Annotated in this window: 13 protein-coding genes; 4 read left to right on the plus strand and 9 right to left on the minus strand. The window is 69.2% G+C overall.

The window, feature by feature from the left end; translation table 11 throughout:
- Window positions 1-186: 186 nt before the first annotated feature.
- Window positions 187-1,779 (minus strand): bifunctional phosphatase PAP2/diacylglycerol kinase family protein, encoded by a 1,593-nt coding sequence (locus ABD260_RS13650; protein WP_344233835.1) that lies wholly within the window; start codon window positions 1,777-1,779, stop codon window positions 187-189.
- A 94-nt stretch (window positions 1,780-1,873) separates the two neighbouring features.
- Here ABD260_RS13650 and serS point away from each other — a divergent pair, with 94 nt between their 5' ends.
- Both serS and ABD260_RS13660 read left to right on the plus strand, forming a co-directional pair.
- Window positions 1,874-3,148 (plus strand): serine--tRNA ligase, encoded by a 1,275-nt coding sequence (serS, locus tag ABD260_RS13655; RefSeq protein ID WP_344233836.1) that lies wholly within the window; start codon window positions 1,874-1,876, stop codon window positions 3,146-3,148.
- Complete coding sequence (locus ABD260_RS13660) at window positions 3,145-3,933, plus strand: HAD family hydrolase (RefSeq protein WP_344233837.1); 789 nt, start codon at window positions 3,145-3,147, stop codon at window positions 3,931-3,933. The genes serS and ABD260_RS13660 overlap by 4 nt, the downstream gene beginning before the upstream one ends.
- 149 nt (window positions 3,934-4,082) lie before the next feature.
- Here the strand turns inward: ABD260_RS13660 and ABD260_RS13665 are convergent, their stop codons facing one another.
- Window positions 4,083-4,637 (minus strand): WhiB family transcriptional regulator, encoded by a 555-nt coding sequence (locus tag ABD260_RS13665; RefSeq protein ID WP_344233838.1) that lies wholly within the window; start codon window positions 4,635-4,637, stop codon window positions 4,083-4,085.
- A gap of 580 nt (window positions 4,638-5,217) precedes the next feature.
- Here ABD260_RS13665 and ABD260_RS13670 point away from each other — a divergent pair.
- Window positions 5,218-6,027, plus strand: coding sequence for an HAD family hydrolase (locus ABD260_RS13670; RefSeq protein ID WP_344233839.1), 810 nt, complete (start codon window positions 5,218-5,220; stop codon window positions 6,025-6,027).
- A gap of 4 nt (window positions 6,028-6,031) precedes the next feature.
- Here ABD260_RS13670 and ABD260_RS13675 read toward each other — a convergent pair whose 3' ends face one another.
- The 6 genes from ABD260_RS13675 to ABD260_RS13700 all read right to left on the minus strand — a co-directional run bounded on the left by ABD260_RS13675 (window position 6,032) and on the right by ABD260_RS13700 (window position 12,043).
- Complete coding sequence (locus ABD260_RS13675) at window positions 6,032-6,637, minus strand: bacterial proteasome activator family protein (protein WP_344233840.1); 606 nt, start codon at window positions 6,635-6,637, stop codon at window positions 6,032-6,034.
- Window positions 6,638-6,756: 119 nt separating this feature from the next.
- Window positions 6,757-7,287, minus strand: a complete 531-nt coding sequence (locus tag ABD260_RS13680; protein WP_344233841.1) for a CGNR zinc finger domain-containing protein — start codon at window positions 7,285-7,287, stop codon at window positions 6,757-6,759.
- A gap of 169 nt (window positions 7,288-7,456) precedes the next feature.
- Window positions 7,457-10,081: an FtsX-like permease family protein gene (locus ABD260_RS13685; RefSeq protein ID WP_344233842.1), complete on the minus strand. Its 2,625-nt coding sequence runs from the start codon at window positions 10,079-10,081 to the stop codon at window positions 7,457-7,459.
- Window positions 10,081-10,803: an ABC transporter ATP-binding protein gene (locus ABD260_RS13690; protein WP_344233843.1), complete on the minus strand. Its 723-nt coding sequence runs from the start codon at window positions 10,801-10,803 to the stop codon at window positions 10,081-10,083. Before ABD260_RS13690 ends, ABD260_RS13685 begins: the two co-directional genes overlap by 1 nt.
- Entirely contained in the window at window positions 10,800-11,426 is a 627-nt protein-coding gene (locus ABD260_RS13695; RefSeq protein ID WP_344233844.1) for a helix-turn-helix transcriptional regulator, read from the minus strand. Before ABD260_RS13695 ends, ABD260_RS13690 begins: the two co-directional genes overlap by 4 nt.
- A gap of 44 nt (window positions 11,427-11,470) precedes the next feature.
- On the minus strand, window positions 11,471-12,043 hold the full coding sequence (locus ABD260_RS13700; RefSeq protein WP_344233845.1) for a TetR/AcrR family transcriptional regulator: 573 nt from the start codon (window positions 12,041-12,043) through the stop codon (window positions 11,471-11,473).
- 73 nt (window positions 12,044-12,116) lie between these two features.
- Here ABD260_RS13700 and ABD260_RS13705 point away from each other — a divergent pair, with 73 nt between their 5' ends.
- Window positions 12,117-12,530: a VOC family protein gene (locus ABD260_RS13705; protein WP_344233846.1), complete on the plus strand. Its 414-nt coding sequence runs from the start codon at window positions 12,117-12,119 to the stop codon at window positions 12,528-12,530.
- Here the strand turns inward: ABD260_RS13705 and ABD260_RS13710 are convergent.
- Window positions 12,519-13,496, minus strand: coding sequence for an NAD(P)H-quinone oxidoreductase (locus ABD260_RS13710; RefSeq protein WP_344233847.1), 978 nt, complete (start codon window positions 13,494-13,496; stop codon window positions 12,519-12,521). The genes ABD260_RS13705 and ABD260_RS13710 overlap by 12 nt on opposite strands.
- Window positions 13,497-13,498 lie beyond the last annotated feature (2 nt).

Below are 13,498 nucleotides of genomic sequence, written 5' to 3' on the forward strand. Positions count from 1 at the left end.
AGCGGACCACCCAATGCCCCGCGGACCAGGTACCGAAGGACGGGTAGTGGTGCCGGGTTGGTGGCTGTGTCAAGCGGGGACGCCGCTGCTGAAGTGGTGGTCCGCACCACCACTACCCGTGCTTCGGTACCGCTGGAAGGATCGGGCGCCCAACAACCGACCCGATGGCGGAGTCTGCTCGTGGATTCAGCGGCGCTTAGGTACCCGGGCGGTCAGCGCGCCCGGTTCGATCTCTGTGGTCAAGTACCGGCCGGGGCCGATCGGGTCGCCGTCCAGTTGGCGTTGGACGTCTACCGCGGCGTGGATCTCCACCTTGTGGCCGGTGAAGCGTTCCAAGTACATGTCGCTGCGGTTCGTACGCGTCATCAAGCGCCACAGGACGATCGGCCACTGCGTCACCCGGCGCGGGGCGATCACGACCACGTCCAGCAAACCGTCATCCGGCCGCGCATCTGGAAGCAGCGGGATGTTCGCCTGCAGCATGCCGACGTTCCCGACCACCACGGTCCGGACGCGGCGCTCGATCGGTTCCGCGTCGTCCAGGGTGATGGTGACGCGTACGGACGGGTGGTTCACGTTCTTCGCGGCGGACACCAAGTACGCGGTCCAGCCGATCTGCTTCTTCAGATGTGGCGGTGCGTCCGACATGATCGCGGCGTCCAGGCCGAGGCCGGCCATCACGGCGAAGCGGTCGGTGTCGAGGTCGTCGCCCTGTACGCGGACCAGGTCGATGCGCCGGTCGCGACCCTCCAGGATGCGCTCCAACGCATCGTCCAGGTCGAGCGGGATGTGCAGGTTCCGGGCCAGCAGGTTGCCGGTGCCGGCCGGGATGACGCCGACGGGTATGCCGGTGTGCGCGAGCGTCGCGCACACCACGCGGACCGTACCGTCACCGCCCGCGACCAGGACCAGATCCGAATCGTGCTCGATCGCTTGTTTCGCCATCGCCTGGCCGGCGTCGTCGACCCGGGTTTCCAGCCAGAGCGGTTCCTCGTACCCGCGAACCGCGAGCGCCCGGGTCACCTTCCGCCGGAACGCGACCCCGTCGCCGACCTTGATCGGGTTCACGATCACCGCGGCGCGTGGCGGCGCGGTCGTGCCTTCCCCGTCGGAGGGCGTACGCCGGCGGCGGCGCCGTAGGCCTGGGCGCAACCCGAAGCCGATCGACGTCGCGGTCAGGATGGCCAGCCCGAGCGCCCAGCCACCGAGGACGTCCGACACGTAATGCACGTTCAGCACGATCCGGTCGGCGGATGCGATCCACACCACAATGACGACCGGCAGGAGTACGAGCAGCCGGAACCGCCGGCGCCAGCCGCGGACCGACGGCAGCACGACGCCGAGCGCGCCGGCCAGCACGAAGGCGGCGGTCGCGTGCCCGGAGACGTACGAGAAGCCGGTGGTCTCGACCAGCATGTGTACCGGGCGGTCGCGCTCGAAGATCGCCTTGACCGCCTGGACCAGGGCCAGCTCGGCCGCCGCCGAGGTGAGCAGCCAGATCGTCAGCAGCCGGGCCCGGCGGTGCCACAGGTACGCGGCGACGACGAGGATCACCGCCCGCGTCGTCCACGGCTGAGCCACCACGCCGACGACCTGCCAGAAATCGACGACACCCTCGTGCGTGGCTCCGTACGCGCCGGACTTGGCCGCGACCGACTGGTCCCAGCGGGCCAGCGGCGGCCAGTGCTTGAAGACCAGCAGTGTGACCACGGTGAACGGCAACGCACCCAGTACGACCGTGAGCACACGGCCGACCTGACTGGGTGGATGGTGGTTCATCGCCCGCTCAAAGCCCCCTCGACGATCGCCTGTGCACACCACATCATCCCGAATACACTTCGCCGGTTCAGACACGCCCCGATACCCTCAGGGTGTGATTGACGCGAAACTGCTCCGTGAGAACCCCGATGCCGTCCGCGCGGCCCTGACCAAGCGCGGCGAGAGTACGGACCTGGTGGACCGGGTTCTGGTCGCCGACAGTGAGCGTCGATCGTCCATCTCCGCCTTCGAGGCGCTCCGGGCCGAGCAGAAAACGCTCGGCAAGCAGGTCGCGCAGGCCAAGGGTGACGAGCGGGCGGCGTTGCTGGAGCGGACCAAGACCGTGGCCGTCGACGTGAAGGCGAACGAGGCGGCGGCGAAGGAGGCCGAGCTGCGTTTCGACGAGCTCGCCAAGGCGCTGCCGAACCTGGTCTCGGACGAGGCGCCGGTCGGTGGCGAGGACGACTTCGTCGTGGTCGAGGAGGTCGGCAAGCCGCGCGACTTCGCGGCCGAGGGCTTCGAGCCGCGCGACCACCTCGAGCTGGGCGAGCTGCTCGGCGCGATCGACATGGAGCGCGGCGCGAAGATCTCCGGCGCCCGGTTCTACTTCCTCAAGGGCGCCGGGATGCTGCTCCAGCTCGGCATGCTGCAGCTGGCGATCCAGCAGGCGGTCGAGGCCGGTTTCACCCCGATGATCACGCCGACCCTGGTCAAGCCCGAGGTGATGGGCGGCACCGGGTACCTGTCGGCGCACGACGACGTGTACCGGCTGGAGGACCCGGAGCTGTACCTGACGGGTACGTCCGAGGTCGCGCTGGCCGGGTACCACATGGACGAGATCCTCGACCTGAGCGCCGGCCCGATCCGGTACGCGGGCTGGTCGTCGTGCTACCGGAAGGAAGCCGGGTCGCACGGGAAGGACACCCGCGGGATCATCCGCGTCCACCAGTTCGACAAGGTCGAGATGTTCTCCTACTGCAGGCTCGAGGACGCGGCCGCCGAGCACCTGCGGCTGCTGGCCTGGGAGAAGGAGATGCTCGACAAGATGGAGCTGAGCTACCGGGTGATCGACACCGCCACCGGTGATCTCGGCGTGTCGGCGTACCGGAAGTTCGACTGCGAGGCGTGGGTGCCGACGCAGGGCGCGTACCGGGAGCTGACCTCGACGTCGAACTGCACGGACTTCCAGGCCCGCCGGCTGAACATCCGGCACCGGGACGCCGACGGCAAGACGCAGCCGGTCGCGACGCTGAACGGCACGCTGGCCACCACCCGCTGGATCGTCGCCATCCTGGAGACGCACCAGCAGGCGGACGGCTCGGTCCGGGTACCGACCGCCTTGCGGCCGTACCTGGGCGGCCGCGAGGTCCTCGAGCCGGTCGCCAAATGATCGAGCAACCGACAGCTGTTGCCCTGGACATCGACGGAACGCTGATCGACCACGACGAGGGGATGTCGCCCGCGGTCGTGGACGCGATCCGGCGCACCGCCGCGCGGGTACCGGTGATCCTGGCCACCGGCCGGGCCTGGTCGACCACCAAACCGGTGGCCGAGCGGCTCGGTCTGCCGGCCGGTGGATTCGTTGTCTGTAGCAACGGTGCGCGGACGCTCGGGTACCCGGACGGCGAGGTTGTCGACGAGCGGACGTTCGACCCGTCGACGGTGATCGAGTCGGTCCGCCGGTACGCCCCGAACGCGCGGATGGCGGTCGAGGAGTCCGACGGTACGTACCTGGTGACCGCTCCGTTTCCGGAGGGCGATCTCGGCCGGGACGCGAAGATCCGGGTGGTCGGTGACGACGAGCTCGCGCCGCAGCCGGTGACCCGGTTGATCATCCGCGACCCGGAGCAGTCCGAGGACGACTTCGTCCGGCTGGCGGAACGGCTCGGCCTGCACGGCGTCAGCTACTTCGTCGGCTGGACCGCCTGGCTGGACATCGCGCCGGAGGGTGTGGACAAGTCGACCGGCCTTAAGGTGGCGCTTGCGCAGCACGGCCTGGAGCCGTCCGGGCTGGTGGCGATCGGCGACGGCCGCAACGACATCGAGATGCTCACGTACGCCGGCCATGGTGTCGCGATGGGATCGTCCCCCGACGAGGTGAAGGCGGCCGCGGACGAGGTCACCAAGTCCGTCCAGGACGACGGCGCCGCCGCGATCCTCAACCGCTGGTTCTGAGCACACCCTTTCGGTCTGGATCGAAAGGGTTCACTTGCTGTAGGCAACCGAAAGGCCCGGAAACCCTGCGTTCACAGGGTTTCCGGGCCTTCGCTGTCAGTGACCGAGGGTGCGCTGACCGATAGTCCGCTGGCGGGCCGAGTATCGGATCAGGCGACTCGGCTGCTGCCGGTCCGGCGGGGCTGGCACGGCTGGTCGACGACGGTGTCGAAAGCGTCCAGCACGGCGCCCACCTCGGGCCGCTTGCGCGGCGCCTTGGCGGCTGGGCTCTGGCCGCGCCGGGCCCGGCGCAGGTGCCGCTTGACGGTGGACAGCGAGCAGCCCAGCCGCATGGCCAGCGACTCCAGGCTGTCGTTCGGGTACTGGGTGCGCAGCCGCAGGACTTCCTCGTGGCTCACCGGCCGGCGCGTCCCCCGCGCGCCGGCGAGCTGGTCGAAGTCGTCCGCCTGCACCTCGACATCGAGCAGGTTGCGGATCGAACGCCGTTGCGCGGCAGTGGTTCCGGCCACGAAGCCGCTCACGTCGTGCTCGGCGACCGCGCTGTACAGGCAGTCGGTGAACAGCGGGCACGAAGCGCACAGTGCCTTCGCGTCGCGGACCAGCTGCTCGTACCGCTCGCGGGTACGGCGGGTCGCGGACGCCGGCGGCGGCTCCTCCATCAGGCGGTGCTGATAGATGTCCGAACGAGCGATGCAGCCGGTCATGGCCCCCTCCCGGTTGGAAGATGTGTCGACAGCCGCTCGAGAGCTACTGCCCCCCGGCTCCGCTAGATTGGCGCTGTTGACGGTCATCAAGGCTCCCCAAGTATCAAGACCCGAATGAACGAACGGTGAACGACGTTCGTTCGCACGAGTCCGGTAACTGATGGACCCGCGTACTGGTTGCCGGCCCACCATGTCGTCCCGGGCGTCGGGACGCACCGATCCATAAACTCTTGACGCCACTGCTTCGGTTTTGGTTGCAGCCAATTCCGCAACAGTTGTTCGGCGTTTGTGTGTGCTTCCGGAGGTGGGGCGGCATCAGTCGCGCTGATCCAGAACACGCCTACGACGCGGCCGAACAGCCCCCGGTTCCCCACCAGACCTCCGCATGAAATCATGCGTCCCCGCGGCGGTGCAGGGGAACTTGCTGCCTTTGCAGCATCCTGCCGTAACGGTCTGATGACGTTGTCAAAAGCTCAATCAGATAAGTCAAAACCGCCTGAAACCGATGTCCAACAGCTTGCGCGCGGGGTGCTCGGAGGAGTAATGCGGCACCGGCCCGAACGGCGATACGGTTGGCCTCGTGACGGCTTCGTACTACCCCCGCCTGATAGCCACCGATCTCGACGGAACGCTCGTCCGCAGTGACGGAACGGTGTCCGCCCGGACCCGCGCCGCGGTGCTCGCGGCCCAGCGCGCCGGAAGTGTTTTCGTAATGGTCACTGCCCGGCCACCTCGGTGGCTGCACGACCTGTCTTATCTGGTCGGCGACCACGGCGTCGCGATTGTTGCCAACGGCGCCATTCTGTACAACGTGGTGGACCGCACCCCGATCCGGACCCGGCTGATCGATCCGGCCGTGGGGCTCGAGGTCGCGTACGCGATCCGCGCCGAGCTGCCGGACGTACAGTTCGCGATCGAGCGACCGGACCGCTACGGACAGGAACCGGTCTACCTGAACCGCTGGCCGAAACCCGACGACACCTTGATCGCCGCAGTCGACGTCCTGCTGGCGGAGCCGGCCGCGAAGCTGCTGGTGCGGCATCCGAGCCTGCAGTCCGACGAGCTGCTCGCCCGGGTGACACCGTTGGTCGGCCAACGAGTGACGGCCAGCCACAGCGGAGGTCACGGTTTGGTGGAGATCTCCGCGTCCGGGGTCTCGAAGGCGGCGATGCTCGCCGATTTCGCTGCCACCCAAGGGATCTCAGCTGCTGAGACGATCGCCTTCGGTGACTCGATCAACGATCTGCCGATGCTCGCCTGGGCCGGCCGCTCGTACGGGATGGCGAACGCGCACCCCGAAGTTCTCGCCCTGGTTGACGAAACGGCCCCGGCAAACGACGAGGACGGCGTCGCCGCCGTCCTCGAGGAGTTGTTCCAGCCAGTGAAATAAGGGTTTACAGATACATCCCCGCGCTGCCCGGGCCGTCGGTGGTGCCGGCCTGCGGCGCGCCGGGGAAGCCGGGCTGGGCGTCCGGCGGCAGCTGCTGGCCGCCGGGCAATGCACGGCGCATCTGCTCCAGCTGCTGCCGCGCGGCCATCTGCTGCGCGAACAGCGCCGTCTGGATGCCGTGGAACAGACCCTCCAGCCAGCCGACCAGCTGGGCCTGCGCGATGCGCAGCTCGGCGTCGGTCGGCGTGCTGTCGTCGGTGAAGTCGAGGCTGAGCCGCTCGAGCTCTTCGACCAGCTCCGGCGCCAGGCCGCTCTCCAGCTCCTTGATCGACGCCTCGTGGATCGACCGCAGTCGCGCGCGGGACGCCTCGTCGAGGGGCGCGGACTTCACCTCGTCGAGCAACTGGCGAATCATGTTCGCGACCCGCATCACCTTGGCCGGCTGCTCGACCAGCTCGGTCACCGAACGCGGTTCGTCGTCGCGATCGTCGTCCGAGCGCGGCGGGCCCTCGACGGCCATACCGTCCGGCCCGACGATCAGCACCTTGCCGTCCTCGGTCTGCGCCCCCGCCATCGGGACTCCCTGCCCCTCGCCGCTGCTCTCACTCATCCCCCCATCCTAGTTCGCCCCCACTTTGCGAACCCACCGCGTAGAAACTCACCGCGAAAACGCGCGGTGGCTTCTCAAAGTGCGGGTTGCGGCGGGGCAAGCAGCGACGGGCGTGCGGGTCAGGAGGTGCGGGCGCGGTGGCGGCGGACGGCGTCGCGGTTGGCGCAGGCGGGGCTGCAGTAGCGCTGGCGGCCGGTGCGGGAGAGGTCCGCGTACACGGCGCTGCAGCCGTCGGCGGCGCAGCGGCCGAGGCGGGTGATGCCGCGACCGGCCAAGTGCAGTGCGGTACCCGTACTGATCAGCGTCGCGACCAGCCGCCCGACGGACACGTTCTCCGGCCGGTAGTGCATGTGCCAGCCGTCGCCGGCGTGATTGGTGAGCCGCGGATGCTCGGTGTACTTCGCCAGCATCGCGTTCATCAGGTCGACGCGCGTCTGCTCGTCCGGCGCGTCGACCACCCGCAGCCACTCGTCGAGCGCGGTGCGTACGGCGCTGAGGTCCGCCGCGGTCACCCGGTGTTCGCGGACCAGCCGGCTTTCGACGCCGCTCTCCTCGCACCGCTGGGCCAGCTCCTCGGGCGTGTTCGCCGGCCGGGTGACCAGGTTCACCGCGAGCAGCACCGCGTCGGCGCCGTAAGGGTTGAGATGCATAATGCCATTACATCACGATGGATGCATGACAGACATTCACCGCCACCGCTGGACCGTGGAGTCCAGTCATCAGGTCAGCGAAGGGCTGGTCGTGTACCAGCGGTGTGCTTGTGGCAACTGGCGTGTCACAAGCACACCGCCGTACCCGGTGGCCTATCCGGAGGTCGCGCTAGTCGATGCGGCTGACCATCGGTAGCCGGGAGCGCGTGAGCAGCCAGGCGAGCAGTCCCGCGAAGAGCGGTACGACGATGACGATGCCGGCGATCTCCGCCCACGGGATCGTGAAGTGCGGTGAACCGAACGCGGCATGCGCCGTGTAGCCGTACATGGCGCCGACGCCGACCCCCAGTACACAGCCCAGCTGTCCGAGTACCCACGCCTGAGCCGCCGCCAGCGAGCGCCGACGTCGCGGTGGCGCACCGATCGCGGCCAGGGTGGCGAGATCGGCCCGGCCTTCGGCCGCCGACAGTGACACCGAGATCGCGACGCCGAGCAGCGTGACCACGGTGGCCGCGCCGAGAATGCCGATCAGGAACCAGCGGGCGGGACTCTGGTAGCCCTTCTCCACCTGCACCATGTCGTCCCGGCCGAGCAAGCGCGAGACCGCGGCCAGCTCGTCCGCGGACGGTTCGCGGGTCAGCTCGTAGTGGACATCGCCGATGTGGACCGTACCCAGCGCGCGGGCCATTTCCGGCGTGATCAGGGCGAAGTCGCGCAGAAACCCGACCCGTGGCGGGTCGCCGAACGACGCTGCCGGAAGGCTGCCGACAGAACCGGTCTCCATGTCGTCGTTGCGCAGGGCAACCTTCTGCCCGGGCTTCAGCGTGACCTCCGGAACCACCATCCGGCCCGATCGGAGTGCGGCCGCGGCCTGCTTGCCGTACTCGCCGAATCGTGCCACCAACGCCGGATCGACCGTCCGCAAGGGAAAGCCGGTCACCCCGTCCGGATTCTTCGGACCGGCGGCCATCAGGCTCGGGACATAGCCGTAGTCGTTGGCCTTCGCGTTGCGCTGCTGCACGGAACCGAGCTCGTACTGGTGCCGGACCGGCAGCAGGTCCGCGACCTCGGTGGCGAGCTGCGGTGAGTACGGACGACGGCCGTCTTCGACAAAGGAGGAGAAACCCATCACCGCGTCGCCCTGCCGGCCGACCGCGACATATTCGGCGGCGCTGGCCGCGATCGAGTTCGAGGCAGCGAACGCGACCGCCGCGGTACCGGCGACAGCCATCATGATCGCGGCGGTCGCCGGGCCGGTGCGATGCCGGTGCCGGGCCGCGTCACGCATCGCCATCCGGCCGCTGAGCGGCAGCCCGCGGGCCAGGCCGGCCACCTTGGCGACCAGGCTCGGCAGCATCCAGACCAGCGCGATGATGGTCGCGGTGATGCCCAGCAGGACCAAGGCGATCGGCCCGGTGGGCGTGACCGTTGCCTGGTAGCGGCCGTTGACCGTCGCCCTGGCCGTCTCCAGCGCGGACGCGATCATGCCGCTGCCGGCGAACACGCAGATCAGCCCGCCGACCAGCAGAACCACCGTGACGATCCGGATCCGGACCGCCTTCGTGGTCACCGCGAACTGCCCGGCCAGCGCGGTCATCGGTGCCTGCCGCCCGGCGTTGATCGCCGGAATCGCCGCGGCCGCGAGGCCCGCGCCGAGCCCGAGGACGGCGATCGCGATGATCATCGCCCACGGAATCTGCCAGCCGGCGAGGATCGAGTCCGTCATCCGCTCCCAGAGCGGTCTGCCGGCGAAGACAGCGAGGCCCGCAAGCACCAGCCCGCCGAGTACGCCGACCAGGCCCGCGAAGAGGCCTTGCATGGCGACGATCCGGCGTACGTCCCGGGGTGTGCCGCCGGCTGCCATCACCAGGCCGAGCTCCCTGGTCTGGCGCCGCGCACCGACCGCGAACGCGGTGCCGGCGAGCAGCACGATCTCGAGGATGCCGAAGCCGATCACCAGCGCCATCGCGGCGTACGCGCCGGCGTCCCCGGAGGTGCTGTACGTCTGCGGCGGATCGACGATGATTGCCCGCGGCAAGAGATTGAGGCCCTGGTCGTTCAGGGCGTCGCCGAGCCGGGAGGCGTCGACCGAGTCCGGCAGATCGACCAGGTACTGCACGGTGCGGCCGGGCTCCGGCTCCTTCAAGGTGGTGTCCGGGGTCGCGAAGATCGCCCGCATACTCTGCGCGGCCGGCATCCGGGCCAGTCCGACGACGGCGTACTGCTTGCCGGTCGAGCTCACCACGGTGCCGGACGCACCGCGCAGGCCGAGTTTGGACGCCAGCGACGGCGAGATCGCGATCTCTTCGGACGTGGTCGGGAAGCGGCCCTGATCGAGGTGCACGGTGCCGTTCGTCAGCGGATTCGCGCCGTCACCGGTGATCAGCGTGACGGCGGTCTTCACCCCCGCGTTCTGGATCTCGACCGGGCCGGCCTCGGTGAACGCGCGCGCCACCGTGGATCCGGACGGGAGCAGCGTCAGCGGGTCGAAGGTCGCGGGCGTCCGTACCGGCTTCTCGTAGCCCTTCGCGGGCCCTGGTTCGTTGTAGAGGACGGGCGGTCCCTGCCGCGGCATGAGCTTGCCGTACTGGGTGACGTTGAGCTGTGCGTCCGCCCGGCCGATCGTCTGGGTCGCGAACGCCTCGCCCTGTGTGTCACCGGACTTCATGATCACGCCGATCCAGGTCGCCGCCATCACCGGCAGCCCGATCAGCGCCGCCACCAGCAAGGTGCGTCCGAGCGATTTCCGCGTGGTCCGGCGGGCGATCCGCAGCGGCGGACCCCAGTTGCCCATCAGAGCGTCTCCTGCAGCAGCGCGTCGGCCCCGGGCAGCGGTCCGGACTGGCCGACCATGACGCCGTCGCGCAGGTACACGACGCGGTCCGCCCAGGCGGCGTGCCGGGCGTCGTGCGTGACCAGGACGCCGGCGATCCCGTGCTGGTCACAGCGATCGCGGAGCAGTTGGAGTACGGCCTCGCCGGTTTCGGAGTCGAGTGCACCGGTCGGTTCGTCGGCGAGCAGCAGCCGGCGTTCGCCGACGATCGCGCGGGCGATCGCCACTCGTTGCCGCTGGCCACCGGACATGTCGTCCGGGAACCGGTCCGCGAGGTCGTCGATCCCTACCTCCAGCAGGGCGGCGACGGCGAACTTGCGCGCGGTCCGCGTCCGCGTGCCGTCGAGCTCCAGCGGCAAGGCGACGTTCTCCGCGGCGGTCAGCGCCGGGATCAGGTTGAAGTCCTGGAACACGTACCCGATCCGGCGGCGGCGCAGCGCGGCCACGGCATTCCGGTCGAGGGTGGCCAGATCGTTGCCGTCGACAAGTACCTCGCCGCCGGACGGCCGGTCGAGGCCGCCGGCGCAGGTCAGCAGCGTCGACTTGCCGGAGCCGGACGGCCCCATCACGGCGACGAGTTCACCGGAGGCCACGCTCAGATCGACCCCTCGCAACGCGTGTACGGCCTGCTCGCCCGCGCCGTGCGTCCTGGTCAGGGCACGGATGTCCAGAATCGTGCTCATGATCGCGCCTCTTCCTGGTCCGGCACGTCGTACGTCTGCGGCGTCTGCGGCGTCTGCGGCGTCTGCGGCGTCTGCGGTACGGACGGCCGTGGTTTGCGGCGGTGCCGTAACAGCATCGCTTCGCAATGATCCAGCCAGCGGATCTCGGCCTCGGCGCCGAAGATCATCGACTCGATCACCAGCTGCCAGGAGATCTCGCCGTCGGCGCTGTTCCGCTTCAGCCGGGTCAGCTCCTGCAGCGACTGCATGGTCGCCATCCGCTGCCGCTGGACGACCGCGCTCACGTCGACCCCGGGCACGGCGAGCGCCAGGGCGAGTTTGATCGCCAGTTCGTCCCGCGGGCGGGACTCGCGGGTGACCGGCGTCTCGAACCATTTCGCCAGCTCGGTGCGGCCGGCGTCGGTGATCTCGTACATCGATCGGCCGTCGCCCTCGGTCGTCGCGGTCCGGGTTTCGGACGGCTGCACCAGTCCGTCGCGTTCCAGCCGGGTCAGCGTCGTGTAGACCTGCCCGATGTTCAGCGGCCAGGTTGCACCAGTGGCCGCCTCGAACTCACCGCGCAGTTGATAGCCGTACTTCGGCTCGTCCTGGAGCAGCGCCAGCAATCCATGCTTGATCGACATAGATACCGAGTATGCATACTCGGTATTCTCCCGTCAATCCTCGGTCAGTCCTCCCGGACCAGCCGGCGGACCAGCCGGGCGGTGATCGTGTCGACGTCGTACGGCCTGCCGGTACCGGGCGTGAGTTGATCGAGGACGAGCCCGTCGATGGCGAAATGCAGCAACCGGATCTCCTCGGCGCCGCCCGGGAGGCCGGCGTTGGCGTTGTAGGCGACGTCCAGGTCGAAGCCCTGCCGGAGCGTGCGGGAGAGGATCTCGTGCAGACCGGGGCGCCGGACTGCCTCCAGGCGCAGCTCGAGCAGCGCGAGGGAAAGTTCGGGGCGGTTGAGTAGCCGCTCGACGATGTAGCGGACGTAATCGATCATCAGCTCGATCCCTGGCTCGCGCTTGGCCAGCGGCTCGATCACTGCCTCGTCCGGCGCGAGACGCTCGAAGATGCGCTCACCCAGTGCGCCGAGGAGGGCGTCGCGGGTCTTGAAGTAGTTGGAGGCCGTACCGGCCGGGAGTCCGGCGGCGGCATCGACGGCGCGATGCGTCAGGCCGCGGGCGCCCGCCTCCGCAAGGACGGTGAGACCGGCGTCGGCGAGCTGCGTACGGCGTTCCGGGTTCCGGGGCATGTTGACAGGCTAGCAGAGCATGCACTACAACTGTCGTACACAACAACAACAGCTGTAGTAGTCAGGAGAATGTATGCAACCCGCGGTATTCGGCGCGACCATCGTCACCGATCGGCCTGCGGAGGTCGCCGCCTTCTACACGCAGTACCTGGACCTGCAGGTCGGGATCGACCTCGGCTGGTTCATCACGGTCCGGCGCGGTACGGCCGACTGGGAGCTCGCGGTGTGCGAGCGCGGTCATCCGACCGTCCCCGCGGCGGTGTCGGCGCTGACCGAGAGCACGAACGTCTTCGGCTTCGTCGTCGAGGACGTGGACAAGATCGCCGACGCATTGCGTGCCGGCGGCGTACAGCTGGAGAGCGACCCGGTCACCGAACCGTTCGGGCAGCGGCACTTCTTCGTCCGCGACCCGGCTGGGACCTGGCTCGACGTGATCCAGCTGGTCGAGCCGGACCCGGAATGGGTGGCGGCGAATCTACAGAGTTAGCAGGACCTTGCCCAGCTGGGTGGACTGTTCGAGGGTCTCGTGCGCCGCCGCCACCTCGGCGAGTGGGAAGGTCGAGTGCACGATCGGGCGGACCTTCTTCGCCTCGACCAGCGGCCAGACGTGGCCGACGACCTCGGCGATGATCCGGCCCTTGTCCTCGACCGAGCGGAACCGCAGACCGGTCGCGATCACCGAACCACGACGGCTGAGCAGCCGGCCGAGATCCAGCTCGCCCTTCGCCCCGCCCTGCATCCCGATCACGACCAGGCGGCCGTCGTACGCCAGCGACTTCACGTTGTCGGGGAGGTACTTGGCGCCGATGATGTCCAGGATCACGTCCGCGCCCGCGCCATGCGTCGCCTCGTTCACCACGGACGCCCACTCCGCGTCCTTGTAGTTGATCGCGACATCCGCGCCGAGCCGCGTACAGAACTCCATCTTCTCCGCGCTGCCGACGGTCGTCAGGACCCGGGCGCCGTGCGCGACGCCGAGCTGGATCGCCATGGTGCCGATCCCGGACGAGCCGCCGTGGACGAGCAGCGTCTCGCCTTCCTTGAGATGCGCGGACATGAACACGTTCGACCACACGGTCGCGACCACCTCGGGAAGGGCGGCGGCACTGACCAGATCGACACCGTCCGGTACGGGCATCACCTGCGGCGCCGGGACCGCGACCTTCTCGGCGTACCCGCCGCCGGCCAGCAGGGCGCAGCACTCGTCGCCGACCGACCAGCCCTCGACCTCGGCGCCGACGGCGGCGATCCGGCCGGACACCTCGAGGCCGATCGTGCCGGGAGCGCCTGGTGGCGGGGGATAGGAGCCTTGCCGTTGCAGCAGGTCGGCACGGTTCACGCCGGCGGCGACCACGTCGATGATGACCTCGTCGACGGCTGGTTGCGGGTCCGGGATCTCGCCGATCCCGAGCACGTCGATCCCGCCGGCTCCTGCACACACGACAGCTCGCATGC

This window comes from Kribbella hippodromi, assembly GCF_039531045.1.
GTDB lineage: Bacteria > Actinomycetota > Actinomycetes > Propionibacteriales > Kribbellaceae > Kribbella > Kribbella hippodromi.